The organism is Brevundimonas sp., from assembly GCF_035627475.1.
GTDB lineage: Bacteria > Pseudomonadota > Alphaproteobacteria > Caulobacterales > Caulobacteraceae > Brevundimonas.
Genome location: NZ_DASPLR010000062.1, coordinates 14,289 through 40,466 on the forward strand (window position 1 = coordinate 14,289; position 26,178 = coordinate 40,466).

General features: G+C 71.9%; 38 protein-coding genes. 13 read left to right on the plus strand and 25 right to left on the minus strand.

What is annotated here, in order from left to right:
• Positions 1-22: 22 nt before the first annotated feature.
• The 19 genes from VEA62_RS16005 to VEA62_RS16095 form a co-directional block, all read right to left on the minus strand.
• The gene (locus tag VEA62_RS16005) at positions 23-199 is read right to left on the minus strand and encodes a hypothetical protein (RefSeq protein ID WP_324823668.1); all 177 of its coding nucleotides are present in this window, start codon (positions 197-199) and stop codon (positions 23-25) included.
• Between the two features lie 2 nt (positions 200-201).
• Positions 202-888: a hypothetical protein gene (locus VEA62_RS16010; protein WP_324823669.1), complete on the minus strand. Its 687-nt coding sequence runs from the start codon at positions 886-888 to the stop codon at positions 202-204.
• Positions 889-1,082: 194 nt separating this feature from the next.
• Complete coding sequence (locus tag VEA62_RS16015; protein WP_324823670.1) at positions 1,083-2,237, minus strand: hypothetical protein; 1,155 nt, start codon at positions 2,235-2,237, stop codon at positions 1,083-1,085.
• Between the two features lie 12 nt (positions 2,238-2,249).
• Positions 2,250-2,438, minus strand: a complete 189-nt coding sequence (locus tag VEA62_RS16020; RefSeq protein WP_324823671.1) for a hypothetical protein — start codon at positions 2,436-2,438, stop codon at positions 2,250-2,252.
• A gap of 15 nt (positions 2,439-2,453) precedes the next feature.
• The gene (locus VEA62_RS16025; protein ID WP_324823672.1) at positions 2,454-2,891 is read right to left on the minus strand and encodes a hypothetical protein; all 438 of its coding nucleotides are present in this window, start codon (positions 2,889-2,891) and stop codon (positions 2,454-2,456) included.
• The gene (locus VEA62_RS16030) at positions 2,888-3,217 is read right to left on the minus strand and encodes a head-tail joining protein (RefSeq protein WP_324823674.1); all 330 of its coding nucleotides are present in this window, start codon (positions 3,215-3,217) and stop codon (positions 2,888-2,890) included. The genes VEA62_RS16025 and VEA62_RS16030 overlap by 4 nt, the downstream gene beginning before the upstream one ends.
• 3 nt (positions 3,218-3,220) lie before the next feature.
• Positions 3,221-3,649, minus strand: coding sequence for a hypothetical protein (locus tag VEA62_RS16035; RefSeq protein ID WP_324823676.1), 429 nt, complete (start codon positions 3,647-3,649; stop codon positions 3,221-3,223).
• Between the two features lie 86 nt (positions 3,650-3,735).
• A complete protein-coding gene (locus VEA62_RS16040) occupies positions 3,736-4,662 on the minus strand; it encodes a Mu-like prophage major head subunit gpT family protein (protein ID WP_324823678.1) in 927 nt (308 codons plus the stop codon).
• Positions 4,663-4,754: 92 nt separating this feature from the next.
• Entirely contained in the window at positions 4,755-5,321 is a 567-nt protein-coding gene (locus VEA62_RS16045; RefSeq protein WP_324823680.1) for a hypothetical protein, read from the minus strand.
• 41 nt (positions 5,322-5,362) lie between these two features.
• The gene (locus VEA62_RS16050) at positions 5,363-6,793 is read right to left on the minus strand and encodes a S49 family peptidase (RefSeq protein ID WP_324823682.1); all 1,431 of its coding nucleotides are present in this window, start codon (positions 6,791-6,793) and stop codon (positions 5,363-5,365) included.
• Positions 6,786-8,390, minus strand: a complete 1,605-nt coding sequence (locus VEA62_RS16055) for a phage portal protein (RefSeq protein WP_324823684.1) — start codon at positions 8,388-8,390, stop codon at positions 6,786-6,788. Before VEA62_RS16055 ends, VEA62_RS16050 begins: the two co-directional genes overlap by 8 nt.
• A gap of 2 nt (positions 8,391-8,392) precedes the next feature.
• Positions 8,393-8,602 (minus strand): hypothetical protein, encoded by a 210-nt coding sequence (locus VEA62_RS16060; RefSeq protein ID WP_324823686.1) that lies wholly within the window; start codon positions 8,600-8,602, stop codon positions 8,393-8,395.
• Positions 8,602-10,677 carry a phage terminase large subunit family protein gene (locus VEA62_RS16065; protein WP_324823688.1) on the minus strand — a complete coding sequence of 692 codons (2,076 nt, stop codon included), beginning with the start codon at positions 10,675-10,677 and terminating at the stop codon, positions 8,602-8,604. The genes VEA62_RS16060 and VEA62_RS16065 overlap by 1 nt, the downstream gene beginning before the upstream one ends.
• A complete protein-coding gene (locus tag VEA62_RS16070; protein WP_324823690.1) occupies positions 10,678-11,280 on the minus strand; it encodes a hypothetical protein in 603 nt (200 codons plus the stop codon).
• 430 nt (positions 11,281-11,710) lie between these two features.
• Positions 11,711-12,394: a hypothetical protein gene (locus VEA62_RS16075; RefSeq protein ID WP_324823692.1), complete on the minus strand. Its 684-nt coding sequence runs from the start codon at positions 12,392-12,394 to the stop codon at positions 11,711-11,713.
• 456 nt (positions 12,395-12,850) lie between these two features.
• Positions 12,851-14,533, minus strand: a complete 1,683-nt coding sequence (locus VEA62_RS16080; RefSeq protein ID WP_324823694.1) for a hypothetical protein — start codon at positions 14,531-14,533, stop codon at positions 12,851-12,853.
• 1 nt (position 14,534) lies between these two features.
• The gene (locus VEA62_RS16085) at positions 14,535-15,584 is read right to left on the minus strand and encodes a DUF7146 domain-containing protein (RefSeq protein WP_324823696.1); all 1,050 of its coding nucleotides are present in this window, start codon (positions 15,582-15,584) and stop codon (positions 14,535-14,537) included.
• Between the two features lie 10 nt (positions 15,585-15,594).
• Positions 15,595-15,870: a hypothetical protein gene (locus VEA62_RS16090; protein WP_324823698.1), complete on the minus strand. Its 276-nt coding sequence runs from the start codon at positions 15,868-15,870 to the stop codon at positions 15,595-15,597.
• 250 nt (positions 15,871-16,120) lie between these two features.
• Entirely contained in the window at positions 16,121-16,375 is a 255-nt protein-coding gene (locus VEA62_RS16095; protein WP_324823700.1) for a carph-isopro domain-containing protein, read from the minus strand.
• Positions 16,376-16,517: 142 nt separating this feature from the next.
• Between VEA62_RS16095 and VEA62_RS16100 the strand changes: the two genes are divergently transcribed.
• The 9 genes from VEA62_RS16100 (at position 16,518) to VEA62_RS16140 (ending at position 19,861) form a co-directional block, all read left to right on the plus strand.
• The gene (locus VEA62_RS16100; RefSeq protein WP_324823701.1) at positions 16,518-17,171 is read left to right on the plus strand and encodes a helix-turn-helix domain-containing protein; all 654 of its coding nucleotides are present in this window, start codon (positions 16,518-16,520) and stop codon (positions 17,169-17,171) included.
• A 152-nt stretch (positions 17,172-17,323) separates the two neighbouring features.
• On the plus strand, positions 17,324-17,491 hold the full coding sequence (locus VEA62_RS16105) for a hypothetical protein (RefSeq protein ID WP_324823703.1): 168 nt from the start codon (positions 17,324-17,326) through the stop codon (positions 17,489-17,491).
• Positions 17,492-17,638: 147 nt separating this feature from the next.
• The gene (locus VEA62_RS16110) at positions 17,639-17,878 is read left to right on the plus strand and encodes a hypothetical protein (RefSeq protein ID WP_324823706.1); all 240 of its coding nucleotides are present in this window, start codon (positions 17,639-17,641) and stop codon (positions 17,876-17,878) included.
• Between the two features lie 99 nt (positions 17,879-17,977).
• Positions 17,978-18,484 carry a hypothetical protein gene (locus VEA62_RS16115; RefSeq protein WP_324823708.1) on the plus strand — a complete coding sequence of 169 codons (507 nt, stop codon included), beginning with the start codon at positions 17,978-17,980 and terminating at the stop codon, positions 18,482-18,484.
• Positions 18,481-18,684 carry a hypothetical protein gene (locus tag VEA62_RS16120; protein ID WP_324823710.1) on the plus strand — a complete coding sequence of 68 codons (204 nt, stop codon included), beginning with the start codon at positions 18,481-18,483 and terminating at the stop codon, positions 18,682-18,684. Before VEA62_RS16115 ends, VEA62_RS16120 begins: the two co-directional genes overlap by 4 nt.
• Before the next feature lie 2 nt (positions 18,685-18,686).
• Positions 18,687-18,938, plus strand: coding sequence for a hypothetical protein (locus VEA62_RS16125; protein ID WP_324823712.1), 252 nt, complete (start codon positions 18,687-18,689; stop codon positions 18,936-18,938).
• The gene (locus VEA62_RS16130; RefSeq protein ID WP_324823714.1) at positions 18,935-19,162 is read left to right on the plus strand and encodes a hypothetical protein; all 228 of its coding nucleotides are present in this window, start codon (positions 18,935-18,937) and stop codon (positions 19,160-19,162) included. Before VEA62_RS16125 ends, VEA62_RS16130 begins: the two co-directional genes overlap by 4 nt.
• A 54-nt stretch (positions 19,163-19,216) precedes the next feature.
• Positions 19,217-19,426 (plus strand): hypothetical protein, encoded by a 210-nt coding sequence (locus tag VEA62_RS16135; RefSeq protein WP_324823717.1) that lies wholly within the window; start codon positions 19,217-19,219, stop codon positions 19,424-19,426.
• A 9-nt stretch (positions 19,427-19,435) separates the two neighbouring features.
• Positions 19,436-19,861 (plus strand): hypothetical protein, encoded by a 426-nt coding sequence (locus VEA62_RS16140; protein ID WP_324823719.1) that lies wholly within the window; start codon positions 19,436-19,438, stop codon positions 19,859-19,861.
• A 22-nt stretch (positions 19,862-19,883) separates the two neighbouring features.
• On the opposite strand, the gene VEA62_RS16145 is transcribed toward VEA62_RS16140, so the two are convergent.
• From VEA62_RS16145 to VEA62_RS16165, 5 genes are all read right to left on the minus strand, one after another.
• The gene (locus VEA62_RS16145) at positions 19,884-20,216 is read right to left on the minus strand and encodes a hypothetical protein (RefSeq protein ID WP_324823721.1); all 333 of its coding nucleotides are present in this window, start codon (positions 20,214-20,216) and stop codon (positions 19,884-19,886) included.
• A 61-nt stretch (positions 20,217-20,277) separates the two neighbouring features.
• Positions 20,278-20,781, minus strand: a complete 504-nt coding sequence (locus tag VEA62_RS16150) for a hypothetical protein (RefSeq protein ID WP_324823722.1) — start codon at positions 20,779-20,781, stop codon at positions 20,278-20,280.
• A 104-nt stretch (positions 20,782-20,885) separates the two neighbouring features.
• Positions 20,886-21,299: a helix-turn-helix domain-containing protein gene (locus VEA62_RS16155; protein ID WP_324823724.1), complete on the minus strand. Its 414-nt coding sequence runs from the start codon at positions 21,297-21,299 to the stop codon at positions 20,886-20,888.
• Entirely contained in the window at positions 21,296-22,225 is a 930-nt protein-coding gene (locus VEA62_RS16160) for a hypothetical protein (protein WP_324823725.1), read from the minus strand. The genes VEA62_RS16155 and VEA62_RS16160 overlap by 4 nt, the downstream gene beginning before the upstream one ends.
• A gap of 8 nt (positions 22,226-22,233) precedes the next feature.
• Positions 22,234-22,452, minus strand: coding sequence for a hypothetical protein (locus VEA62_RS16165; RefSeq protein WP_324823727.1), 219 nt, complete (start codon positions 22,450-22,452; stop codon positions 22,234-22,236).
• Between the two features lie 447 nt (positions 22,453-22,899).
• Between VEA62_RS16165 and VEA62_RS16170 the strand changes: the two genes are divergently transcribed.
• From VEA62_RS16170 to VEA62_RS16185, 4 genes are all read left to right on the plus strand, one after another.
• Complete coding sequence (locus VEA62_RS16170) at positions 22,900-23,178, plus strand: hypothetical protein (protein WP_324823729.1); 279 nt, start codon at positions 22,900-22,902, stop codon at positions 23,176-23,178.
• On the plus strand, positions 23,165-23,698 hold the full coding sequence (locus VEA62_RS16175; RefSeq protein WP_324823731.1) for a hypothetical protein: 534 nt from the start codon (positions 23,165-23,167) through the stop codon (positions 23,696-23,698). Before VEA62_RS16170 ends, VEA62_RS16175 begins: the two co-directional genes overlap by 14 nt.
• A gap of 132 nt (positions 23,699-23,830) precedes the next feature.
• Positions 23,831-24,511, plus strand: a complete 681-nt coding sequence (locus VEA62_RS16180) for a ParA family protein (RefSeq protein ID WP_324823733.1) — start codon at positions 23,831-23,833, stop codon at positions 24,509-24,511.
• Positions 24,508-24,786 (plus strand): hypothetical protein, encoded by a 279-nt coding sequence (locus tag VEA62_RS16185; protein ID WP_324823735.1) that lies wholly within the window; start codon positions 24,508-24,510, stop codon positions 24,784-24,786. The genes VEA62_RS16180 and VEA62_RS16185 overlap by 4 nt, the downstream gene beginning before the upstream one ends.
• Positions 24,787-24,803: 17 nt before the next feature.
• Here the strand turns inward: VEA62_RS16185 and VEA62_RS16190 are convergent, their stop codons facing one another.
• The gene (locus tag VEA62_RS16190; RefSeq protein ID WP_324823737.1) at positions 24,804-25,631 is read right to left on the minus strand and encodes a replication initiation protein; all 828 of its coding nucleotides are present in this window, start codon (positions 25,629-25,631) and stop codon (positions 24,804-24,806) included.
• Between the last annotated feature and the right edge of the window lie 547 nt (positions 25,632-26,178).

Here is a 26,178-nt window from a genome sequence, read left to right on the forward strand (position 1 = left end):
CCCTCGATCCGCCCCGCCAGCCTCACGGCGCGCCGTCCCGCCCCCAGGCGTCCCAGGCCACGGCGATCACCGCGAACGCCTCGGACAGCCACGCGCCCTGATCGAGGGCGCCGCCCGGTTCGGGGAGGTGGCCGGCGCTCATCTCGCCGCCCCGGCACCCCAGCCACAGCCGCACCACGTCCACCCACACCGGCGCCAAGCTCAGCCGCGGGTTCTGCGCGTACGTTTCGCCGAGGATCTCCCAGGCGCCGCCGTCGGGAGCGTCGGCGCCGCCGTCGAAACTGCCGGGGGAGTGGCAGACGGCGACGGCGCAGCGGAGTTTTTTGCGTCGTCCTCGGACGGGCTCATCAGCTCCACGATCCGCGCGCCGACGGCGTGCACGTGGTCCTCCGGGATGCGGGCGAGGGCCGCCTCGTCCACCATGCCGCCGACGGCGGCGAACGGCACCGGCGCCCCGGTCGGCGCGAGCACCCGTTCCCACCCGACGATGAAGCGTTTGCACGCCTCCCAGCTCGCCACTTCGATGTACAGCGCGCGATCGGCCTCCACCTGGGACACGCGCGGGAAGTCGGCGCGCACCGTGGCCTCGATCCGCGCGTACAGCTCCACCGTCTCCGGCGTGGCGGCGCGCGCCTCGATCGCGTCGATCACCTCGAGGCAGCGCCCCTGCTGATCCGGCACGATCACCGCGCGCACCCCGTCGCGCATGGCGTTGAAGACGTCGCCGGGGCCGAAGAAGCGCGCGCCGGCCGCCATGACGGCGTGGCGCCAGCCGAACACGTCGCGGCGCGACGGCACGCGCAGCCGGTAGACCGGGCGGGTTGGATCGTCGGCGGCCCAGCCGGGCGGCGTGTGCTCGAGAACGGTGGCGGTGGAGACGGGCAGCATGAGCGAAATCCCTTGGGTCGGAGGTCAAAGGAGGGGGAGGCCGGCGGCGCTCCGACACGCCGCCGGCCGCCTCCGCGCGCCACCACACACGGCGCGCGGAGGTGCGTCGCGCCGCCGGGGGCCGGGCGGCGGTCGGAGAACGGCGCGCCGGCGGGCGGGGCGGAGTGGGCCGCCACCGCCGCCGGCGCGCCGCGTCACCAGATGGTCAGGAAGGCGCCGGCGTCCTCGCCGGTGGTCTGGAACGAGAGGTTGGTGATCGCCGCGCCCTCGCGCTCGCCCAGCTCGTGGCGGGTGTACTGCGCCGCCGGAACCGTGATGCCGATCCGGTTGCCGGCGGTCGTGCCCCACCGCGCGTGGATCAGCGCCGGCGTGCCGGCCTTGAAGTGGCCGAGGCGGTCGGCGGTGGCCTTGAGCCCCTTCTTGGGGTCGAGCGTGCCGGTGATCCGCCGGCTCATGATGTCGGCGACGTCAAAGCCCTCCTCGGCGTTCGGGTTGGGCTGGCTCACCACCTGGTTTCCCGAGGCCAGCGTCAGCGAGGACAGCGCCACCGCGGCGCGGCCGATGCTCATCACGCCGTTGCGCCACACCGGGGCTTGGCCCGCCTGGAACGCGCCGGTGGGCACGCCGGCGTCCTCCTCCGCCACGAAGATCCCGGTCATGGTGTAGGACAGCCGGCCGACACCGCCGGCGTCGGCGCGCAGCGACCAGTCCCCGCGGCAGCCGCGGAACTTGTAGGAGGTGCCGTCCTGATAGAAGCGCATCGACAGCGCGTCCGGATCGCCGCTCACCGGGCGGTACAGGACGTTCGCCGGGATCTGGTAGTCCGAGGTCGCCACCAGCGCGCCGCCGAGCGTGTCGGTGAGCGTCGCCGTCTTGCCGGCGCTGTAGGCGGCGATGAAGCTGGTGCCCTCCACCGCCTCGCTGAAGACGATCGGCATCCCGCGGTACAGGTTGGCGGTGCCGAGGGCGGTGGCGCCGAGCACGGCCGTGGTGGTCGAGCCGCCGGCGGCGAGGGCTTCGGCCGCCACCGGCACGGCGGCGGCCGAAGCCACCTCCTGCCAGTTGCAGGCGGGCATGAGCACGCCCCACTCCGGCGCCGTGCCGGCGGTGCCCGAGCCCTTGAGCAGCACGTCGAAGGCCAGCGAGGCGCGCATGCCGCCTACGATCGGCGCCGAGGCGTCGAGCGAGCCCGTGTATTCGTTGGTTTCGATCATGTTGGGGTCGAAGGTGAGGCGGCAGTTTTCCACCTTGATGCTGTCGGTGGACGCCGTGGGGTCCTCGTACACCCCGGCCTCGGCCTCGGTGACGGCGAGGAGGAGGGCGTTCTTGAGGCGGATCGTTCGGCTCATCGCGCGGTTCCTTTACTTGGCGCGGGGGGTGGGGGCGGGCGCGGCGTCGGCCGGGACCGGGGGGGCGTCGGCCGGCGCGGGCGCGGCCGCGGCGGGCTCGGGCGGTGCGGCCGCCGGACGGGGCGCCGGCGCGAAGGCGCCGGTCGCGGACAGGGCGAAGCGGCCGGCGCGCGTCGGCGCCGGAGGAACGGGCTTGCTCATGGGCCTCCTCGGGGGTCAGGCGCCGGAACGCGGGTTGCGCTCGGCGGTGGCGAAGGTGACGGTGAATTCCAGAACGAACACGGCGGCCGCCGCCGCGCCCTCGGCCTCGGCGTGGTCGAGCGGCGTCATGGCGCCCTCGGCCACGTCGGTGACCAGCCCGCCCAGGCTCGGGTCGGCGGTGAGGGTTTCGACCACGCGGGCGTACAGCTCCGACGCCGCCGGGCCGAGGTCCTCGTCCTTGGCGGCGCCCACGTGCGCCTCGATCTCGACGGACAGCCGGTATTCGGTCTGCCCGGTGAGACACAGCGGCTCGGCGTGCCCGCCGTCGAGCACGTTGAGCGCCGGACGCTCTTTGACCGCCTTGCCGCGCTGGCGGTAGACGGTGACGCCGGACAGGCCGCGCAACGCGGTCACCAGCGCGGCGAGCACGGCCTCGCGATAGGCCAGCGTCACGACGACGCCCGCCCTTCGAGGCGCCAGACCAGCCCGGCGCGGTCCTCGGGGCGCGGCGGCGCGCTGAGGACGATCGTCTTGCCGGCGACCTCGAGCACGCCCTCCTCGGCCGGCGCCGCCAGCGCGGACACCGGCACGAGGAACACGATCCTCTCGAGCGCCGCGCCGCTGCGGCCGAGGTCCACGAACGAGCGGTCGGCGTCGCGCACCAACGGCACGCCCTCCACGGCGGCACCGCCGCCCGGCGGCGTGTAGACGCCCAGCTCCACCCACGGGTTGCCGGGGGCGAACCACACGGCGAGGTCCTTCGCCGGGTCGATCGGCATCGTTTAAACGCTTTCGCCGGGGGCCGGTTCTCCGGGCGGCGGTTCTCCGGGCACCGGGGGCGCGGCGTCGCCGGGCGCGGGGGGCGGGGTGAGGCCCGGTCCGCTCTCGCCCACCAACGCCAAGCCGGCCGGCGCGGCGCCGGGCACCGGGGCGGACGGCCGGCGCGGCGCGCGCAGCGCCGTGGCGCCGTCGCCCTCGAGCGCCACCAGCGCCGCCTTGTTGACGAAGGCGGGCAGCGTGCCGAAGACCTCGCCGGCCTTGAACTGCACCGTGTGCCCGTCGCGCACGGCGAAGACGTCGGGCGCGCCCTTGACCGGCTCGACGGCGTGGGCGCGGGCGGCGAGCTGCTCGCGCGTGAGCGCCAGCACCGCGCCGGGGTTGAACGCCACCGCCGCGGTGGCGCGGACGGTGAGGAAGTCGCGTTTCTTCATGGGGAATGGCTCCGCCAGAGGGGCGCCCGCGACGCCACGGCGACCGGGGATCACCCCCCGCCGCCGCGGCCGCCGGCGCCGGCCGATCAGGTCAGGGTGACGAGGCAGGCGTGCTGCCAGTAGCCGTAGCCGACGTTGCGCCAGCTATCGACGCCGTACTGGTGCGCGTCGTTGTCCATCTCGAATTCCGAGCCCTCGGCCTTCACCTTGAGATCGACCTCGGTTTCCTGCTGCCGGATGAAGGGCTTGACGCGCCCGTCGGTGCGGAACACCGCGAACTTGTCGGTCCACGTCAGGCGGACGTTGCCCTCCACCTCGATCTTGAAGCCCTTCTTCGCCAGCTCGCCCAGCGTGTTGGAGGCGCCGGAGCCCACGAGCGGCGCCGTCACCGCCGCCTGGGCCGCCTCGTAGAGGCCCATCGGCACCATGACGAGGAAGGTGCGGGCGTTCTCGTTCATCGGCTCGCCCTGATCGTCCTTGAACGACAGGATCTGCGCGATCGCCTTGAAAATCGCCTTCTGCATCTCCTCGGTGGTCGGCTCCGTGGCCGAGCCGACGTTGTAGGCGATCGAATTCGACTGCGTGCCGCTGTTGCCCTCGGCGTGGTCGGTGTCGAAGAAGTATTGCCCGTCGTAGCAGACGCCGGCGGCGCCGTTGAGGATCAGGGCCGAGCACAGCGACGCCCAGTGCGAGTTGGCGCGCTCGGCCAGCTCGTCAATGCGCACCATGACCTGCCCGGTCTTGTCGCGGCGCATCTCGGACACCTGAATTTCGATCGTCGCCTCATAGTGCTTGTTGGTGATGGTGAGCCCGTTCTCACGGAAGCCCTTGGCGTTGCGACCGCCCACCCACTCGCGCATGGCCGGGCTCTGGCCGAGCCACTTGTACTCTTCGCCCGCCTGATCGGAGGTGAAGAACATCGACAGACTGTCCACCCACGAGGCGGTGGACTGCTCGAGGGTCTGATAAAAGCGCCCGATGATGGCGCGCGACGAAAGTCCTTTGGCGGACATGCGGAGGTCTCCCTTGCGAGGCGTTTAAACGCCATGGGCCGCCCGCGGCGGGTGCCGGGGCGGCCCATGGCGGCGAGGCGGTGGGGCGGGGCTCAGCCGATCATGCGGACGAGCGCGTTCACCTTGGCGGCGAGGTCGGCGAAGTTGCCGTTGATCGCCGCGCTGACGTCGCCGCCGTTGGTGGCGCCCACCACGGCAATCGTGCCGTCGGCGACGCCGCCGGAGTTGTCGGTCAGCTCGGCCAGCGCGCCGAGGCCGGCGCGGCGGCAGTCGAAAGCGACGATGCCGACGCCGCTCGAGACGAAGCGGTGCACGCGGCCGATGTGCGAGTTGGTGCCCTGGGTCAGGGTGAACGTCGCGTCGTCGCTGGCGTAGACCGGCTTGCCGACGTCGGTGATCGCCAGCCCGGCGATCGCCAACTGGACCTTGCCGGCCTCGCGCACCAGCACGCGGGCATCGCCGGCCGAGCCGGCGGCGTTGTCCTCGCCCACCACGGCGAAGCCGCGGAACTTGTCGCCGGCGGCGAGCGGGCGGGCGTAGCCGGCGCCGTTGTCGCCCACGGCCGCGCCCTCGTACAGGGTGGTGTTCGCCGCGATCGGCAGCGCGTTGCGCTCGCCGGTCTCGTAGTCGCGCGGCGTGTCCTTGGTGAGTGCCGTCATTTCTGGCCCCTTGCCCTAATGGTTGCAGACGTGCGGGCGGCTCAGCGCGCGCCCAGGACCTTGAAGCGGCCGCCCTCGGCCGCCTTCTCGTAGGCGAGGTACGCCTCGAACTTGCCGCCGAACTCGGCGCGCAGATCGGCGTCCTTGTCCCAGGCGAGCTTGGCGCGCTCCTCGAGCGGCAGCGTCGAGGCGTCCACGTCGGAGGCGGGGGCGGCGCTGCGCGGGGCGGCCGGGGCGGTGCCCTTGTCCTTGGCCTCCTGCTCGTCCGTCCGGAGCTGCTCGAGCACGCGCGGCCCCTTCTCCATCTCGGCGGCGAGGATCGCCGCGCCCACCTCGGCGGCGGTGGTCTTGCCGTCCTCGATCGCCTTGCCGATCAGGTCCTCATGCCCCTTCGGGCGCTTGAGGGCGAGGATCGCGCCGATGCGGGCGCGCTCGGCGGCGGCGCCGTCGGCGCGCACCGCCGCGGCGACGTCCGGGTGATCCTTGAGAAGGGTGTCCTTGTCCATCGTCTGTGTCCCTTGCTGTTGCACGTCCGCCGCGGCCGCGGCGCGGCCCGTGCGGGAGGGGGGCCGAGCCGCGCTCAGCTCGGCGAGAAGGTCCTCGAAGTTGCCCAGGCGGTCGGCGAGCCCGGCCGTGACCGCATCGGTGCCGATGCGCATGCCGCCGCGGATCGCGCGCACCGCCGCCTCGTCCATCGCCCCGGCGCGGTAGCGCGCCACGGCGCCGATGAAGATCTCCGTCAGGTGGTCGACGCGCGCCTGGACCACGCCGCGCCCCTCATCGGTGGTGATGTCCGGGCGCTTCTCCGGCGACTGGCTGGAAACGATCTCGATCGTCTTCACGCCGTCGCGGCTGTCGCGCTCGCGGGTGTCCGTCCACACCTGCACGGTGCCGATCGAGCCCACCTCGGCGGTGGCGGCGAGCACGATCTCCGAGCACGCCGCGCCAATCCAGTAGCCGGCCGAGGCGCTCATGTTGGAGACGTAGGACACCACCCGCTTGCGGGCGCGGGTGCGGTGCACCATCTCGGCGAACTCGCCGATCCCCGCGGCCATGCCGCCGGGGGTGTCCTGCTCGAGGATGATCGCCTTGACGTCGGGGTTGTCCGCCGCCGCCATGAAGTCGCGCGCCAGCACCGCCAGCGACGTCGCGCCCGAAACCTCGGTGAACATGTTGGCGTATCGGAAGATCGGCCCGATCGTGGAGACGATCGCCACGCCGTTGCGCTCGGTCACCCGGTGGGTGTTCTCGAGCCGCCGGCCGAGCCGCGCCGCCACCGCCTCCGGCGCCTCGCCGGAGCGGTTGGCGATCGCCAGGATGGTGGGGAGCCACTCCGGCGCGATCAGCCACGGCACCGACGCCACCGCCCGCGCCGCCAGGGTGGCGACGTCGCCGGCGATGATTGGCGCCGTGGCGTCATGGTGGCGTGGCGCCATGGCGTCCGCCTCGGGGTCCGGCCGCTGCTCACCCATTGCCCTGCTCCTCCTCGTCCTTAGCCTCGTCCTCGTCCTCGTCCGCCGGAGCGGCCGGGGGTGCGGCGGCGGCCGGCGCCGGGGCGCCGAGCCCCGCCGCCCGGCGCAGCCGCTCCTCTTTGGCCCGCTGCGGCAGGTTGCGCTCCCAATCGCCGCCGGTGGTGGCGGCGGTGATCTGCGAGAGCGTCTTGACCCCCAGGGCGGCCCACTTCTCCGCCGCGGTGGCGTCCTTGACCGGATCGAGCGAGATCGGCGCGTCCCCGATCCACTCGCACCCGCAGTAGGCGGCGCGCACGAAGGGGTCGGCGAAGAACCCCGGCGCGTCGAGCCAGCCGCGGGCGATCGCCTCGGTGAGCAGGCTCTCGTAAAACGGCTGGCAGTAGCCGGCCGCCAGCCACACCCGGCGCCGGCGGAACGCCTGCCACGCCATTTCGAGCGCCGCGCGCGAGGCGCTGTAGCTCGCCGTGAAGTGCTTGATCACCACCTCAAAGGGCAGCTCGAGGGCGACGCCGATCTGGCGCAGGATCGCCTGCACGAAGGGATCGAAGGCGGCGCTCGGGCGCCCCGGCGTGAAGGACTGGATCTGCTCGTTCGGCAACAGGTCGAAGATGAGCCCGGCCTCGGTGACGGCGATGTTGCTCGCCCCCGCCCCGCCGGCGCCGGCCGCCTTCTGCTCGAGCGAGGAGGCTCCGGTGCCGTCCTCGGTCTTCACCCCCACGGCGAAGCAGGCGTTGACCACCGCCGCCATGATCTCGGCTTCCGAGTACTTTGAGAGCTGCTTGAAATGCTCGATCACCGGCGCCAGGAACGGCACGCCGCGCGCCAGATCCGGGCGCAGCCGCAGAAAGACGTGGTGCACGTTGCGGCGGCCGCTGGTGGGGGCAAACACCGGCACCCGCGCCCACTTGAGCCCGTGCGCGCCGCGCTCGCCGGGGTGGCGGTCGGTGACGTGGTAGGCCACCGGGGCGCCGTTCTCATCGAACTCGACGCCGCCGGCGAGCGTGGCGGTGTCCACCCGGCGGGACGGGTTGCACACCCGATCGGCTTCGATGAGCTGCACCTTGAGCCCGAAGGGCGAGCCGGGGCGCTCGAGGAAGCGCTCCGCCGCGAAGACGTCGCCGGAGCTGAGCGCCGAGCGCAGCGCCAGCGATTGCGTCTCGTAGAAGGTGCTGGTGCGGGTGAGGTCGCACTCGCGCGAGCCCGCCCAGGTCTCGAAGATGCGCGCCGCGTCCTGCTCCCAGCGATCGGCCTCGGCCTCGCTCAGCCCGAGGAACGCCCGGTCGATCGACGGCCGCGCCCGCAAGCCGGTGCCCACCACGTTGGTGTCGTAGGTGTTGAGGGCGCCGGCCGCCAGCGGCGCGTTGCGGTCGAGATCGCGCGAGCGGGCGCGCAGCTCCTCGAGATCGGGCAGCGTGTCGGCGTTCGGCGAGCCGCCGCCCGGCGCCCAGCCCTGGGTGGCGGTGCGGCTGCGCTTGGCGCCCTGGTAGCCGCCGGCCACCGCGAACACGGTGCGGGCGCGCAGCCGCTCCACCCCGGCCGCCGGGCTGACGTAGGCAATCGCGCGGTCGATCCAGTTGAGCGGGACGGGCTTGCGCATGCTCACCCCACCATCGCGCCGCGGCGGAACCGCACGCCGGCGGTGCCGCGCCTGACCAGCCCCAACAGGCGCTCCTCACGCGCGTACAGCGTCGCCAGATCGCCCCGCGTCAGCGTGCGGCCGTCCATCTCGTAGGACTGCGCGCCGCCCTCCACCTCGGCGATCGCCGCCTGGACGCTCTCGAGCTGCTGCTCATAGGTCTTGATTGCCATCAGATCGCCACCCTCCCCCGCATGCCGCGCCGGCGCGCGCCGGCCACGGCCGCCGCCGCCACCGGCGCGGCCACCCGCACCGGCGCCGCCGGCGGCTCGTCCTCGATCTCCACCGCCTCGGCCTCGCCGTCCTCGATCGCGCCCGCCGCGGCCTCACCGTCCCCGGCCGTGCCCGCCGCGGGCGCCGGGCGCGCCGGCACCGCGGCGAGCGGCCCGCCGCCCCACAGCACGGCAAGATCGCCCTGGGCCGGCGGGCCGGCGGCGGCGCGCTCGGCCGCCAGCGCCGCCCAGGCGGCATCCGACAGCTTGTCCATGCCGGCGCGGCACGCGGCCGCCCAGGCGTAGACGCGGCAGTCCAACGGCTCGTTGCGGCCGGTCTTCTTCCACCGCCGCCGGTCGTAGCCGCCCTTGCTCTCATCGCTGATCAGCGTCTCCGCGGTCAGCCCGCGGAAGTAGTCCTCCGGGTAATCGGCCGGGAAATGGCAGTAGCCGCGCGGGACGCTGCGGCCGTCGGCGCCCGGCGCCAGCCCGAGGCGGTCGTAGATCTCGCGCTTCGCGTCCCAGGTCCCGACCGGGTAATACGCGTGCCCGCGCTTGATGGTGCGGCCGTTCTCCTTGAACTGGACGTAGGCGCGCCGGCCGAGCACCGGCACCTTCCAGCCGTCCACGCCCTTGACGGCGATCGCCCGCATGCGGCCGCGCACGAAGGTCTGAACGGTCTGGGTGCGGTAGCCCTCATCGACGGCGAGGACTTCGATCGGCAGCGCCGCGCCGCGGCTGTCGAAGAACGTCTCCTCGTAGAGCGCCGCCAGCGCCCGCCAGCACGGATCGTCGGCGTCGGCGGTGTTGCCGTAGAACACCCGGTAATCGATCGAATAGGCGACCTCGCCCGGCGCCCAGCCCACCACCTCCACCTCGAGGCGGTCGCCCTGGACGTCGCAGCCGGCGGTGAGGAAACACGCCGCGGACGGCACCGTGTTGCGGCGGTAGGCGTCGGCGGCGCGGGCGCGCTCGGCCAGCGCCTCCCACGGCGGCGCCTCGCCCCGTTCCTCGAAGGTCTCGCCCAAGTAGGTGTTGGTGAACACCTTTTCCGCCTTCGGATCGCCCTCGGCCGCCTCATGCTTGCGGGCCATCTGCTCCCAGGTGACGAACGGCGAGTACAGCGCCGAAATGTGGAAGCCAACCGCCTTGCCGGGGCCGGGCGCCGTCGCCAGCCAGCGGCCGCCGGCGAGCATCGCCGGCTTGTGCTTGTGGGCGATGTCGGCGCCGCAGCCGGCGCAGACGTAGACGGCGGTTTCCGGGGCGCCCTTGGTCCACTGGACGCGCTCCCACACGAGGCGCTGCTCGTGCCCGCATTGGGGATGCGGGCAGCGCACCATGTAAAAGCGCTTGTCGCTCGCCTCAAACGCCTTCTCGATCTTCGAGAAGCCCTTGAGCGTCGGGGTGGAGACCTCGAAGATCTTGCGGTTCCAGAAGGTTTCGCAGCGCTTGTCGGCCAGATCGGAGGGGTCGCCCTCGCCGTCCACCTCGTCCGGCCAGCCGTCGAGATCGTCCTTGAGCAGGTAGCGGATCGAGCGCTGGCGCAGGCCGGCGGCCGAGTTGGCGCCGGTGAGGACGAGGAAGCCGCCGGGGAAGCGTTTAAACCGGGTGGCGGAGCCGCCGTCGCGGCTTTTCTGCTCGACCACCCGCTTGCGGGCGATCGCCGTCGCCTCGATCGTCGGGCCGAGCTTCTCCACCGAGAAGGCGCGGGCGAGGTCGATCGACGGCTGGACCACCATCGCCGGGCCGGCGGCGGCGCACGCCACGAACATCAGCCAGTTGGTGGCAAACGCGGTGCCGGCGACCTGGGCGGACTTCATCAGCACCACGCGCTCGGCCGGGTGCGACGGCGACAACACGTCCTGGATTTCCCGGCCGAACGGCACCAACGCGTTGTCCCAGGGGCCGGGGCGCGCCGTCACCTCGGGCGGCAGCACCACGTGCGCGGCGGCCCACTCCGACACCTTGAGATCGGGATCGGGCTCGAGCCCGGCGGCGAACGCCTCGCCCCAGGTCCGCCCCGCGTCGGCGAACATCTACGCCTCGCCCATCGGTTCGCCGATGGCGTCGGGGAAGCTCTCGCGCACCGCCTTGGCGTAGGCGCGCAGCGCCTCGGACAGCTCGAGGGCGAGGCGGCGGGCGATCACGTGCTCATCGGTCTCGAGCGCGAACAGCGGGCCGAGCTTGCCGGGCAGCGCCAGCAGCGCGTCGCGCAGACCGCGCGCCGTCTCGCCGGCGACCTGGGCGACGTCGGCGCGCTTGACCAGCCCGCCGGCGCGCTCCTCGAGGTCGATCCGGCGGCGCTCCACCTCGAGGCGCTCGCGCTCGGAGCGGTGGTCCATGTAGGCGCCGCCCCCACGCCCCCCGTCGGGCTTTGCCCGTCCCGCGTCCGCGGGGTCCGACGCCGGAAGCGCCTCGGCCGCCGGGGCGGGCTCCGCCACGGCGGCGCCGGCGCCGAGGGCGTTGGCGGCGACGCGGCCGGGATCGCGCAACGCCTCGTAGGCGGCGCGCGCCGCCGCCGGATCGAGCTTGGCCTTGCCGTCGGCCCCGGTGGTGACGGGGAGCCGGCCCTGCTTCACGAGCTTGCAGACGTAGGCGGGCGACACGCCCACCAGCGCCGCGAACTCCTTTTGCGTCACCAGCTCCACCGTTCACCCCTCCATCCGGTTAACCGGGCGGCGCGCCGGTTAACCCATTGACGCGCCCACCCACTGGCGGAGCCGCGCGCGGTTTTGGCCCGTATACACCCGGCTCCCGGAAGGACCCGCGTGCCCGCAACACTCTTGCGCGACACAATGTGTCGCCGATGGGGCGCGCCGCGCAATAAACCGTCGCCGACGCACCCCGTCGCCGCCCCGCGCCGCCGCCAACCCCTTGATCGGGCACGAAAAAGGCGCCGCGGCGGTGAGGCCGCGGCGCCAGTGCCCAACAAACGGGGAGGAAACGCCCGGAGGCGGAGCCCAAAACGAAAGCGCCCGGTGGGGTCTCCCCCGCCGGGCGCTCGTGTGGCTCGTGTCGTTTGTCAATCAACCGCCGCCCGAAGTCAAGCGGCGAATTCACCGCCCGCGGTTAACCGCGCCCCGCCCCGGCGAGCGGCGCCCCGTCGATCGCCTGCCCGAGCCGCTCCCAGGGCGTGGCCGGCGGCAGCGCCGCGGTGACCCGGTGGGCGCGCAGCATGCCCGGCTCGGCGCGCAGCCGGACGGCCAGCCGGGCGAGCGCGGCGGCCCACTCGAGCCACTCGAAGCGCGCCGCCTCCACCAGCGCCGGCGGGTCGAGATACTCGACGTGGCACCACTCGGCCTTGCCGGTCGCCCCGAAGTGCATCTTCGGCCGCCCGCGGGCGTTGAGCACCGCCGCCGCCCGCGGCCGCGCCGTCGGCATCCAGTCCGGCCGCGACAGCCCCTTGCCGTGCAGCACCAGCAGCGCCGCGCCGATCCCGCCAGCGGCGCTGATCAGCGCGTGCACCGCCTCGGCGTCGGGGTGCACGCCGGGATCGGCGACGGCGAGCGCGGCAAAGCCGGAGGTGTCGATCGAGCAGCCCAGGCGGCCGTTGCGCCCGACCGCGGCCGTCGCCGTCGAGCCGCCGCCGCGCAACAGGACGCGATCGGCGACGCCGACGCCGGCGAGGTGGGCGCGCTGGCGGTGGTAGGTCCAGCCCACGAGGGCCTCGGCGGACACCGCCTCGCGCCCCGCCGTCACGGGGCGGTAACGGCGGGCGGTGGCGGCGTTACCTGTGGCGTTACCGTCCGGCATGCTTCCTATCCCTTTGATCGACTTATGTTTTTCTATCTCAGTCTTGACAGAGGTAACGAGGTAACGGGGTAACGGCGGTTCGGTCCCAATACGGGCGTGCACACGGATTGCGTCTGTATGGGATGGCCGGCGTTACCGCGTTACCTCGGCCCCGCGGAGGGGGCTCAACCCCGCGCGGCGCCTGGGCCGGGGCGGGGTAACAGCGCGGTAACGCGGCGGTAACGCGGTAACGCTGGCGCCACGGCGCCACGACGCCACGGCGTCGGGACGCCACGCCACCACGGCGGCACGGCGCCATGGTGGCGCCGGGGCCGGGAATGCAGGCACAACCAGGCCGGCGCCATTGAGGCTTTACGTCCTAGCACATAAGACGAAACTCCGCAACCCCGCCGCGTCCGGCTGCACCCCACAGGGTGTAAGGGAGCGGGGAGGGAGGGGGAGGGAGGGCGCGGGAGGCTAGGTGACGGCATCGAGATCAACCTCCTGCTCGTCTGCGGCGCCCACCCACTCCAAGCCGACGTAGACGGCGCGGGAGCGGGCGCCGGCGAAGTTGACCACCTTGTTCGGGATCTCCCGCCCCGGCACCCGCTCGAGGCTCTGGCGCCAGACCCCTTGCGCCCAGCGGGTGCCGGCGAAGATCTCGCGCAGGCTGTCGTGCTGGTTGGCGATGGCAAGGCGCGGCCGGTGGTCCGCCCCGGTCTGCAAGGCCAGCCCGTAGGCGCGCAGCGCCCGCGCCGCGTCGGCGTGCTCGCGCGCCTCGTTGATCAGCTCGCCGATCGTGCGCTTGCGCCCGGAGGACCACGCCTCGGCCGAGCGCGAGAACAGGTGCATGAGGCACTGCACGTGATCGGCGTCCTCGTCCCGATCGAGCACCTCGCCGGGCTTGAAGCCGCCGACGATCGAGGCCGCCTCGGCGGCGGTCGCCTTCTCATCGTTGAGCAGCACGTGGGCGCACGCCAACAGCACGCCGAGCTGATCGGCTTGGCGGGCGCCGTGGCCGAGGTCCTGCAACGCGCCGTCATAAACCACCAGCGCCTCTTGCAGCCGATCCCAGCCGCGCACCATCCGCGCCCGCATGCCGGCGCCGAGGGCGCCGCAGCGCTTGAGCCCCTCGCGCATCCGCGCCGCCGCGCCTTCGATCTTCTGCAACGGATCGAGGTTGAGCACGCAAATGCGGGTGAGGTCCTGCGGCAACAGCGGCACCGTAAGGATCGAGGAGAAGTAGAAGCAGGCGCGGATGTAGTAGCTTTGCGCCTTGCCGTCGGCCGAACCGCGCACCACCGCGCCCTGCCCGTCCGTCGAGCCCAGGCGCGCCAGCGCCACGACGTCGCGCGCGCGCCCCACGGTGCCGTCGCTGGACACCTCGATTTCGTCCAGCGCCACCGGGCGCGCGGCGCCGGCGAGCGCTTGGCGGATGCCGGCGGCGGAGGGGTCGGAGGCGCGGTAGACGGAGGAGCCGAGCAGCGCGTCCGAGAGCTGCTCGAGCGTCGTCTTGCCGGACCCGCGGTCGCCGGTGACCCAGATGTGCGGCCGCCAGCGCAGCGCCCCGACCACCATCGCGGCGCCGAGCCAGCCGAGGTACAGGCGGGGATCGGTCTCCGGCTTCCGCCAGTTCCACGTCTCGAGCAGCTCGAGGAGGTCGCGCACGTCGTCCTGCGCCGCCGGCTTGCGCGCCGGGCGCGGCTCGGGCACCGAGGCGGGGTAGATGTGGTTGCCGATCCGACACCCGGCGTCGAGCCACGCGCCGTCCGGCAAGCGGATCTGATCGCCGCAATGGAGCAACAGGCGCCCGTCGTCGTCGCGCCACGCGCCGGGGCCGCGGAGCTGGCGGTCGGGGTCGAAGAAGCCGGAGCGGGTGGAGGCGCGCATGAGCCACGCCGCCGCGTCCTGCTGTTTAAACCCGACAACCTCGCCTTCCTTGTCGAAGCGCGGGAAGGTCTTGCGCAACCACTCCATGTCGCCATCGAACAGCGACAACAGCCCCGTGTTGGCGTGCTCGCGGTGGTTGAGGCGCGCCAGCGCGCCGCCGGGCGAGAGGTAATAATACGTCTTGCTGCCGTCGCCGGCGGCGTAGCCGAGGCTGCGCACCGGACAGTTCTCGTCCGGCGCCCGGTCCACCGCGTCGCGGATCGTCTCCACCCTATAGCCCTCCCGAGCGCATTTTCAGATCGTTGGCGTCCAGCCCGAGCGGCAGCTCCACCACCACGGGGCGGCGCCCCTCCTCGCGGTAGCGCTGCGCCGCCTTGGCCGCCGCGTCCGGCCCCGGCCAGTAGACCGCGCCGGTTTTTTCGTTGAGGTGGGCAAGGTCGGGGTCGGGCACGATGACGGGCTCGCGCACCAGCCGGGGCAGCACGAGGTTCTGCACCCCGACCGCCGACAGCCCGGCCCAGGTCGGGAGCCCCGCGTCCTCCTGAATGGACAGCCCCGTTTCGATGCCCTCGCAGGTCGCCAGCCGCGGCGCGGCCGGGCCGAGGCGCACCGCGCCGCCGCGGGCGACGCCGAGGCCGAGCTTGGGCTTTTCCACCGGCGCCTTGCCGCGCCCGTCGGCGGCGAGGTAGATGCGCCACACCCCGCTAAAGCTGCCGTCGGGCGCCTGCACCGCCGCCACCACGGCGGGAAAGCGCGGCGCGGCGGGGTTGCAGGGGTGGCCGTAGGGCAGCGCCGGGGCGAAGCGCAGCGTCGGCGGCAGCTCGCCGCCGATCGCGCGGGCGCGGAAATAGACCTCGCCCAGCGTCCCGGCGATCGGCTGCGCCGCGCGCCAGTAGGCGCGGGCGCGCTCGCGCTTCTCACGCACGCTCTCGGCCACCTCGGCGGCGCGCGCCTCGGCCGCCGCCTGGGCGCGCCGCGCGTGCTCCTGGGCGCGGGCTTTGGTCTCGGGATCGAGACCGGGGCCGAGGCCGAGCACCTCTTTCGCCCAGGCCACGGCGTCGGCGCGCGACAGGCTCCACAGGTCCATGGCGGCGTTGATGAGGTCGCCGCCGCGCGAGGCGCTGTTGTGGAAGTACGAGCCGCGCTTGGCGCCGTCGATCACGATCACCAGCGAGCGCTCGACCGGGCGGCCGCCCACCTCTTTGAGCGCCACCCATTCGTGACCACGCCGGCGGCCCCAGGGGATGAGTTTGGGCGCGAGGTCCGCCGCCAGCGGCCGCAGCCGCCGGGCAATCTCGGCCACGCTGAGATCGTCGCCCATGGCGCGCCCCTCAGAAGCCGGGCGGGCGCTTGGGCGCGCGGGCGCGCATCACCGAGGCGTGCTCCTCCTGGGCGCCCTTGAGGCCGCCGAGGAGGGCGCCGATCACCCGGCGCGGGTTGTTGGCGTGGCTGTCGCTGCTCTTGACCTCGGTGGCGCCGCGCACGCCGGCGGCGATCATCGGCCCGTTGACGCCCTCCTCGGCGATCGCCGCGAGCATCGCCACAACGTCGCTGGGATCGACCTTCGCTCGCGCGGCGACGCGCTCGACCCAGGTGGTCGCGCTCACAGGTTGCCCTCCCCATACCCGCGTATGTACTTTCGCGCGATCAGTGCGTTTCGGGCTTGCATATGCAACCCATCGTGCCAAGATGTTTCGGCAGTCGAAACAGGTTGCGTCAGGCCCTTATGACCGATCCCCTTGCGGAGCGGATTGCGCTCCTGCGCGCCCAGGCGGCGTTGAGCCCGTCGCAGGCGCCGGGCATCCTCGCCTTGGCCGATCGCCTCGAGGAGGCGGGGCGGCTGGCGGGCGCCCCGCGTCACGCCGCCGCCCCCGCCATGGCGCCCGCCGGGCGCGGGCGGTCGAAGAAATCCTCCGGGCTCAGATCGACACGCTCGGCCGCCGCCAGATCGAGCAGCGGTTGATGGTACTCGACCGGGATCAGCCCGCCCGTTCCGCCCCGCGCCATCGGGTAATCCCACTTGTAGACCGTGGCCGGCGCCAGCCCGAGCAGGCGGGCGAGGCGGCGCGCGCCGCCGAACTTTTCGATGATCCGCTTCGCCTGTCCGCTCACGCCCGTCACCACATCTCGCCCACGCCCGAAGTGGCTACCACCATATTTCGATTATCGAAACGCCGTCAAGGGGGCTCGGCCTAGACCGTTTCGGAATTCGGCATATCCAACGCAACGAGGTCCGACTATGCGACAGACAACCATGCACTGCGCCGCCCAGCCGGGGAGCCTCGCCCTCGTGCCACCACCCGTTGATAAAAAATGGTTTCAACAGCGTTTACGCGAGATGCGGCGCTCACAGGCGGAGCTTGCCCGCTTTATGGGTGTGCCGCCGGCCGCGGTGAGCCTGATATTTGCGGGGCGCCGGACGGTGCGCGCGCAAGAGGCGAGCGACATGGCGCGCTTCTTGTCCGTGCCCGTCAACGAAGTGTTAAAACGCCTCGGCACTACCATAGCCATATCCCCAAACGCCGTGCGGGTTGCCGGCATTCTCAAGGATCGGGACGTGGTAGCATCAATATCCGACGCGACAACCGACCCGGACACCCTCGCGATCATTGCCCCGCCGGGGCTGATGGACGCGGAATGCATCATCGTCGAGGCGAGCGACGCCGCGCCGCGGTTCTTTCCGGGCGATCAGATATTTTTCTACCGCCACGATGACGGCGACCCGGCCGAGCTGATCGGCAAGACGGTTGTCGGCGCCACCGCCGACGGCCGTCTGTTCGTCAAACGACTCGCCCCAGGATCGCGCCCCGGCCACTACACGTTGCTCAGCTTCAACCCGCTGGTCATGCCGGAACTCGACGTCCGGGTGAGCTGGGCGGCGCAGATCGCGTGGGTGCGGCCGGTCTGAGAGGCGCCGCGCCGGCGGCGGCGCGTTTCGCCGATCGAACGTCCTCGTTTCGCGGATCACAACGTTTTATGCGAAACGCATAAATGAGCGCTTGACGCGGATTATGCGATCCGCATAGCCTTCGGCCGTTCACCCCGCGCCGGAGGCCACCCATGGACCGCACCCCACCCCTTGAACTCGTCTGGATCGTCGCCCCGAACGGGCTCCCCGCGCTCGGCGTGCGCGCCCGCCGGCCGGCGCCGCCGCCGCCGCGCCGCGCCCGCCTGCTCAACCTCGCGCTGGCGCTGGTGGTCGCGATCGCCCAGGCGGCCGAGCGCTGACGCGGCCGCCGTCTCAGGGGAGTGGAAGAGGGGCGGCCCGGTGAAAGGCGCCCCTCTTCTTTCGTTGCGGATCACAGGAAACCGCTTGCCCTCCTCGTATGCGGATCGCATAAAGTGACGCAGACCAGCAACCGCGCGGAGCCGCCCATGCCCAGCCCCCACGGAGAGCGGAGCGCCGCCGCACCGGCCGGCGGCGCCAAGAAGCAGACCGCCCGCATGATCAAGTGCACATGCGCGACGTGCGGCTATGTGGCCCGCACGTCGCGCATGTGGATCGTGGAGGTTGGGGCGCCGCACTGCCCGCGGCACGGCGCCATGACCACGGACGGCCGGGAGCGCGACGAGCGCCAGACCGACCTCGAGGACTTCGTGCGCCGCGGCGCCTAGCCCACCCCGACTTTCGTTTGCCGAAACATTGCCCCGTTGCGCGTGGCGCGGCGGGGCGTTATGTTTCGCAAATCGAAACACACGGGAGGAGCGCCACCCATGAGGGTCTTCCGCGCCGGCAACATCAAACCCCGGACCACGCGCCCCATTCTGCTCCGCCTCGCCACCGAAATGCGCCGCCAGCGCTGCCCGGCCCTCGAGCTGTCCGACCGCCACGGCGCGCTGTCGAACGGCGCCATCAGCCGGTGGCTGTGCGATCGCACCTCGCCGCCGCTCGCCGATCTGGCCGACGTCTTCTCGATCCTCGGGCTCCGCCTCGATCTGGTGCGCCGCGCCCCGCCGGCGATCCCGCCGAGCCCGCGCTTTACCCCCCACGCCATCCCACCGCACGCGCACCCGCTCGTGCGGCGCTTCTACGCGGAACTCAACCGCACGGGCATCGCCGCGGCCGACGTCGCGGACGCGGCCGGGCTGAGCCGGCAAACCCTCGTCACGTGGAAGATCAGCCGCGCGCCGCTGCTCGTCACCTTCGAGCGGGCGCTCACCCCGCTCGGCCTCGCGATCGTCGCGTTCGCCCAGGCGGAAAGCCGGAGGGCCGCGGCATGAGCGAGCCCCGCCGCGTCTCCCTCAAGGACCTGTCGGAGCTGCTCGACGTCACCGGCGGCTCCGTCGCCCGCTACGTCACCCGCGCGCCGGACGGTGCCCCCGAGCACGCGCTCATCATGGTCCGCGGGGAGCGGATGATCCGCCGGGTGATCGCCCTCATGGACGAGGCCGAGGACGTTCTCCGCACCAAGGATCTGTGATCATGGCCGTCACGACCCCAACCTACCCGCTCGAGGCGCTGCGCACGCGGCTGCGCGTGGACGCCATTCTCGGCGCCGCCCAGGTGGACCCCGGCAACCGTTCCGCCGCCACCGTCCTCGCCGAGGCGGCGCTGCAAACCGCGGGCGGGCTCCCGTGCCGCATGCGCGTGGAGTTCCTCGAATGGCTCACGGCGGCGGTCGCCGGCGAACTGGAGGACGCGCACCGGGTCATGCGGGAGCGCGACGAGCCATGAGCGCCACCGTCCTGCGCCTCACCCAATGGCGGCGACCGATCCTCGAGGTGTGCACCCGCTGCTGGCGGGAGCCGAGCCTGGGCGCCGCGCTGCTCGGACGGTGCAACGGCTGCGGCTACCGCGCCCCTCCCGAGTTGGTCGACGCGCACGCCGGCGAGATCGCCGCCATGGTCGCGGCCTTCTCCAGCGGCGAGGACCCGCTCGCCTCGGACACGCTGTTCTGAGATCCGCGCCGCCGGCGCCCCATCCATCCGCCCCGCACTCCGGAGGATCGCACCATGCCCAAGCCGCCGCCCAGGTTCGCGCCCAATCCACCGCCCAGGATCGCCGGCCTCCGCCGCCCGCCGGGGTTCCTCACGCTGGCCGAGGCGGACGCGCCGCTCTACCGGCGCGGCGTGCGGGACGGGCGCCTTGAGGGCGCCGGCATGGCCTCGGCGCTGTGGATTGCGCTCGCCGCTGCGGTGGCGATCGGCCGCTGGTGGGTGTAGGGGGCGATCATGCCGCTCAAGGCGAAGCAGTACATCACGCAACAGGACGTCCGCCGGCGACGGGATTGCGTGTTTGTGTTCGGCGACAACGACACGCGCAAGGGGCGCGGCGGGCAGGCGCATGCGTGCCGGGGCGAGCCCAACACAATCGGCGTGCGGCTGCGGAAGCATGCCGGCGACCATCCGTCCGCGTGCTGGACGGATGAGGAGTTCGCCGAGAACCGCGCGAAGATCGATGAGGACGTGAGGGCGATCCGCGCCGCGCTCGAGGCAGGGAAAACGGTGGTGTTCCCCAAGGGAGGGCTGGGCTCGGGCTCCATCCCGATCGAGGAGGCCGCACCCAACACCGCGCGATACCTCCTCGAGCAGCTCGCCGCCCTCAAGGCGATCCCCGGCGCCGTCGCCCAGGCGCCGCGCGAGACCGAGCCCGTTTAAACGGGCTCAGCCACCCCTTCCGCTATGATGCGGGGAGATGCGCGGCGAGCAGCGCCCACGCCGCCCGCTGCACCTCGTTCAGCGCCTTCTCATCGCCAGCGGCGGCGCGCGCCACGGCGCTGCTGAACAGCTCGCGCATGTCGGAGCCAGTGGAAAAAAAGCAGGCGGCCGCCCCGTTGAACTCGGGGCCGGTGACCTCGGGCGCAACCGAGACACGGACCTCGTTCGCGGCGCGCCGTCCGCGATCGAACGCAAAGAGGATCGCGCGGACGGCGACCTCGAGCGGAACAGAGGCGCCGGGCTCCCGGCCGCCGGCGGTGTCGTGCAACAGGTCAAGCGCTTCATCGCGTGTCATGGTCTCCCTGTTGTGGCGCCGGGGAGTGTGATCCTCCCCGGCGCGTGGCGGAAGGGCTCGGTTAGCGCACGTAGCCGCAGAAGCCCCGGCGTTCCGCTGGCGTCTTGTCGCGCACCCAAAGGGCGGAGAAGGACGCTGAGGGAGGGTCCTCGTCCCAGCATCGGCAGGACGTGGAGCGAAGCCGCCAGCCGTCGCCGGGCGGCGGAGAGGGCTCCCAGGAGCGGAGCGCCAGCTCGATCTCCTCGCGCGCCGCGACCACCTTCTCCTGGGCGGCGTCGTAAACCTCATTCGTGGCGTTGTGAGGGAGATCGTCACGCGCCGTCACCGCGGCGACGAAAGCGGCGTCATCCGGCCGAAAGCTGGTGGTGATCTGCTCGAGCGGATCAGCGTCCGCGTCGTTCGTCCACTGCCACGCCATGCACGTGGCGCCGATGCACAAGCGGCCGACGGCGTTGATGTAGGTGAGCGGGCCGTTCACGAGCGCGGAGCCGGTGGCGACGCCGCAACCCTCCGGGCCGCAGCACCGGAGGGTGAGGGCGGTTGCTAGGGTGTGGGTGGTGGGCATGGGGCGAGGCTCCTCGGGCTGGGCCGGCGCCTGGGGCGGCGCCGGCGCGTGGCGGAAGGGTTCGATAGCTCCGCGTTTAAACGTGGCGCCATGACGCCATGGTGTCACGGCGTCATGGCGCCGTCAAACGGATTTATGCGATACGCATAGTTACGCGGGGCCGCCCGCTCATCCCGCCGCGCCAGGACCATGAGCCGGCTCAATACGCTGTGGTGCCGGCGGCCCATCGCCCGGCCGATCGCCGCATAGGTCATGCCCGATCGCGCCAGCCGGAGGAGACGCTCGTCCTCCTCCGGCGTGAAGCGCCGCACCGGACGGCCGTTGCGCTCGACCACCATCGGCCCGACCGGCGACGCCTTGACCGGCTCCGGCGGCTCGGCTCCGAGCTTGAGGCACTGCCATTCCACCGCGCCGCGCGAGCACCCGACGATCGCGGCGATCTTCGGATAGGAGAGCCCCTCCTCGCGGAGTTCGCAGATCCGGTCAATCTGCTCCTGGGTGAGGCGGGCGTACCTCATGGCTCCGCCTCCTCCACCGCGAAGCACCCGCAGCCGCCGATATCGTGCCTATCGACCTGGGCGCCGGCCTCGATCCGCTCGCGCAGTTCCCGCAACGTCATCGGCCGGCGCTTCCCGCCACCGCGGCGGTCCACCAGCATGGCGATATCAGTTCGGCCCAGGTATTCGCGGATCTCCTGCTCTCGACGCTCATGGTAGGCGTAGCGCGCCGGCATGGTGCGCAACAGGTTCGCGAAATGTCCGTGTCCAGCCTTGATACAGAAGCCCCCGCAATTGTTGTGAGAGAACCCCAGAGCGTAGAGGCGCGCCGAAGCGATCCCCTCCGCTTCGAGCGCCCGGCGAATGTCGTCTTTCAAGACGTAAGGGGCGCCACACAACGGGGCCTCGTAGCGCCAGCCGACAGCGGCTCGGCGATCACGAAGCTCCGTGTATCGGTGCTCCTCGGTCCAGTCGATCCCGACATAAACGACCGTTTGAGCCGGATCGCAATTCTCCCGAAGCCACCGATCGGCCAACTGCCGCTTGAGGATCTTTGAGCACGGATCGTGCCGCGAGTTGCCAAGGAACCGCTCATCAAAGAATACTTGCCACGGAGTTCGCCCCTCGGCGACCCACACAAGACGAGGCAGGACCTCCGCGGCCGCCGCCGCGAGATCCTGCAAGAACCGGCCGCGCGCGGCCTCGTCTTCCATTGGCGGAATGCCGGCCAACCGATCAAGGAGCCGCTGCGGCGCCGGCACTCCAAAGACGTTCGCCGCCCCCTCGATCAGGAAGCGATAGAGGTCCTCATCCTCCACAAGGGTGTCGCTGAAATAGAGGTACAGACGATCCACGCCATGCGCACCCACAACGCGCTTGGCAGAGCCCCACGAGCCCTCACCGCCGGAAAACATCTGCACGTGCACCGGTCCGCTGTCGGTAAGCATGGGGCGCCTCAGATCTCGGCGCGATGCGCGCGGTATGTGCCCTCCACCTCGCGGCGATAGAGGTCGTACCACGTTTCCCCGTCCGGCAAGACAACGGCCCGCGCGAGGCGGGCAACCGAATGGTACAGGTCAATAATCGCGTCGGCTCCGGCCAGACCGGGCGACGTCTTGTAGTACTCCGCACACCGCTCGGCGTCGCCCGCGACGGCCGCCAGTTCGCGCACCACTCCATTTCTCGACATACAGGCGCCCTCTTTTTGAATGTTTAAACATCCGGCAACCGGCCGGCGCGGTGCCACAACCTCACCCTTTCACCGCGACCGCCACCGGGCGAGGCCGATCGCGGCCTCCGCGCTCCAGCACCAGCCGGTGAACCACGCCTCAGCGGCAGCGCTGCCCGACGGGTACGGGTTGACGTTGAAGTCGCGCCCCTCACGCTGGGCCTGGGCACCCTGGGCGCGCCAACGCACGACAAGATCCACCACCTTCGCACCCACCATGAGACACCTCACCTTGCGCGTGATGTTTCGATTTCCGAAACATGCCACGCCCAGGCGCCGGCGATCAAGCGGGCTTTCATGCCAAAATCGAAACGAACCGCCACCGCCCACGGCGCCGCGCTTGCGCCGGGCTTATGCGCGCCGCATACTCCGCCCTCAGCGGAAGAGGATCGGATGGACAAAGACGGATACGCCGCCGCCGTGGATGAGCTGGGCATCACCGACGCCGAGGTTGCGCGGCGGCTCTCGATCGCCGGCGGCTACACGGTGCAGCAAACCACGCTGTGGCGCATCCGCATCGGCGAGACCCGCCGCGTGCCGCCCGCCCTCGCCGCGTACCTGTATCTGCTCCTCGCCATCAAGCGCGCCGGCGTGGACGCGACGCCCTTCCTCGAGCGCGCCGCCAGCCTGCCCGCCGGCGCCGGAGCCCGCCGCCCGCATGAGGACGGATAGACCCCTGATCGCCCCGCCCCGGCTCGTCCGCGCCGCGCTGGCGGGGGCGGTGGCCGAGCTGCGCCTCCCCGCCGGCCATCCGCTCACCGAGGCGATCCCCGGCGATCGGCTCTATCTGCGCGAGGAGGTCCACCTCGAGGGCCGCGCCGGCGAGCCCCCGACCGGCGCCGTCTACGCGATCGACGGCGCGCCGGTGGACCTCGGGCGCTTTCCCGCCGGCAAGGTGCTGCCCCCGGCCTTCCAGCCGGTGCGCTACCCCGGCGCCTGGGCCGCGCGGCTGTGGTTCCGCATCGTGCGCAAGCACTATCACCCGCTCGCCCAGATCTCCGAGGCCGAGGCGATCGCCGAGGGCATCCCGCCGGCGCCGGCGCGGCCGCGCGGCATGCCGGCGTGGGTGGCGCACCCCACCGCACGGGGCGATCGCCTCCGCTTCTGGGATGCCGAGCACCCCGACCACCCGGCGGCGGGCAACCCGACCGCGCTCGCGCTCACGCTGGCGCCGATAGACCGCCCGTCCTGATCGAGGACGCGCCGCCCATCCGCCGGGCGCCTGGTTGGGCGTTCCGTCTTATGCGAGCCGCATAAATTCCCGCTTTACGACGCCGTGGCGCCATGGCATCGTGACGCCACAGCGCCACGAAGGAATGACGCCATGCCACCAAGACGAAAACCCACGCCGCTGCGCGCGGTCGCCGTGATGATGCAGAAGGGCGGGGCCGGCAAAACCACGCTTGCCGTGCACCTCGCCGTTGCCGCCGGCGCCGCCGGCGAGCGCGCCGTGCTGATCGACGCCGATCACCCGCAAGCCTCCGCCTCGGTGTGGGGCGAGCTGCGACAAGACAGCGAGCCGCCGGTGATCACCGTTGAACCGATCAACGTCGCCGCGGTGCTCGCGGCGGCGCGCGAGGACGGCCGCACGCTGGCGATCATCGACACCAGCCCACACGCCACGCCGTCGGCCGCCGAGGCGGCGAACGCCGCCGATTTCATCCTGATCCCCTGCCAACCGAGCCTGTTCGATCTGGCGGCGGCCGAGCGCTCGGCGGCGATCGCCAAGGCCGCCCAGGCGAAGGCGGCCGGCGCCGGCCGGCGCGTCGGCGCCGCCTTCGTGCTCAACGGCGTGCCGGCGCGCGAGGATGATCCGGAGGTGATCGACGCGCGCGCCGCCCTCGAGGCGATCCTCCCGGTGGCGCCCATGGCGATCGGCCGGCGCAAGCCGTTCGTCCGCGCCGTGGCGCACGGTGAAGCGGTCACCGAGTTTCAGCGCCGCGGCAAGGCCGCCGGCGAAATCTCCGCCCTGCTCACCTGGATCAAAGGAGCCCTCGAGCGATGAGCGACAAGAGCGCAAAGAAGACCTCCTCCGGCCTCGCCGCGTGGCAGAACCGCCGCCCGGCCGCCGGCGCGGACCCGGCGCCCCCGCCCGCCGCCCCGGCCGGCGACGAACGGCTGGTGCCGGTGACGATCCGCTTCACCGAGGAGCAGCACCGCCGCGTGGCCGAGCTGGCGCGCGCCACGCCCGGCAAGCGCAAGCGCACCGCCAGCGTGCAGGAACTCGTGATCGAGGGGCTGTCGCGGCTGTTCGCCGAACGCGGCCTCCCGCCGCTGTGAGGCATGGCGCCACGGCGTCACGGCGCCGTGGCGTCTTCCTTGGCGCCGGTGATCCGCGCCTTGCGGCCGGCGCTGTGGCGGCGAAGCTCCTGAAAGGCTTCCTTCAACTCATCCGGCGTCTTGCGCGCCCAGGCGAGCGTGATCGCCTCCACAGCCCGCCCCTTCTTCACCGGCTCGATCGACACCCAATAATCGCCGAGCGCATTGACCTCGGCCACCGCGGGCTTGAGCGCCCAGGCGTTGAGGTTGCGGAACCCCTCGAGCTTGCCCGGCTCGACGCCGAGGTATGAACGGATCTCGTCCAGAGTAAAGGTCTGCGCAGACTGATAGATCATGTTGCCGCGCTTCTGCACCATCTCGTACAGCGCGAGCGCATACTTGCTCGACAGGTGCAACATGATGTCCCGCCGCAGTCGCCCGAAGGTCTCACTGTTGACGATCACCACGCGCATTTCTTCCGAGAAACGGTAGCGGAACATCCCGTCCGGAACGACGTCCTCATAGTTCGGGGCCAGGAGCTGCACGCGCAAGGTCTGCTCAATGTCCTTGCCCCTGCGCTCGTCCCGACGCTTGATGCGCACGCGCAGGATTGCCGACATGAGGCGCTCAATGCTGTCGCCCAGGCGGTCATTGCTCTCGTGCGAGCCGCGCAGGTCAGCCTTTGGAATGACGTGCTGCACCGGCTCGCCGATCCGGTCCCAAGCGTGCGCAATGAGCAGGTTCCAGATCTTGCGGTCCTGCAACGTGAGCGGCGTCATTTCCACCACGTCGATCAGCTCGCCCGGCTTGATGATCGTATCGTGCGAAGGGCGCGCCTGGATGGTCTTGTAAGGCTCTGGCGTCATGATCGGACCCCGTATGGTTTCGCCGGGAACCATACATGTTAGTGTTAGGTGCCGTCAATTCTCACCTAACACAGCGCCATGCGAGGACGGTTAGGTTTGGGGCGGCGCAGCGAGGCGGACAAAGCGCAGCCACCCGCCCAAAACCTAACCGATGGGCCAGCCGCAACCGGTGCCACGCCTGGGCCCGGTTGCCACCCGCCCAAAACCTAACCGTTCGCCGGGGGCCTGTGGACAACCGGGCCGCGGCCCGCACAACACCCCGCCCAATCCCTAACCGTAGCCATCCCAAAACCTAACCGTTCGCCGCCCAATCCCTAACCCGACTCCGCCCAATCCCTAACCGATCGGGCACTTTTTCAGTTTCGGAACAGTGACTTAGCCTTGGCGAACATAGAACAAGAAGAACAGAGAACCTTTAGGCTGTGGACAAACCGCGGCTGTGGACAAGCCGGCGCGGGCGGGACGGCCCGCCGCTCGGCCGCGTCCGCGAGCATCGCCCGCACACCGAGATCCACGAGCCGTTGCCCGAGCTGGACGGCGGCGGCGC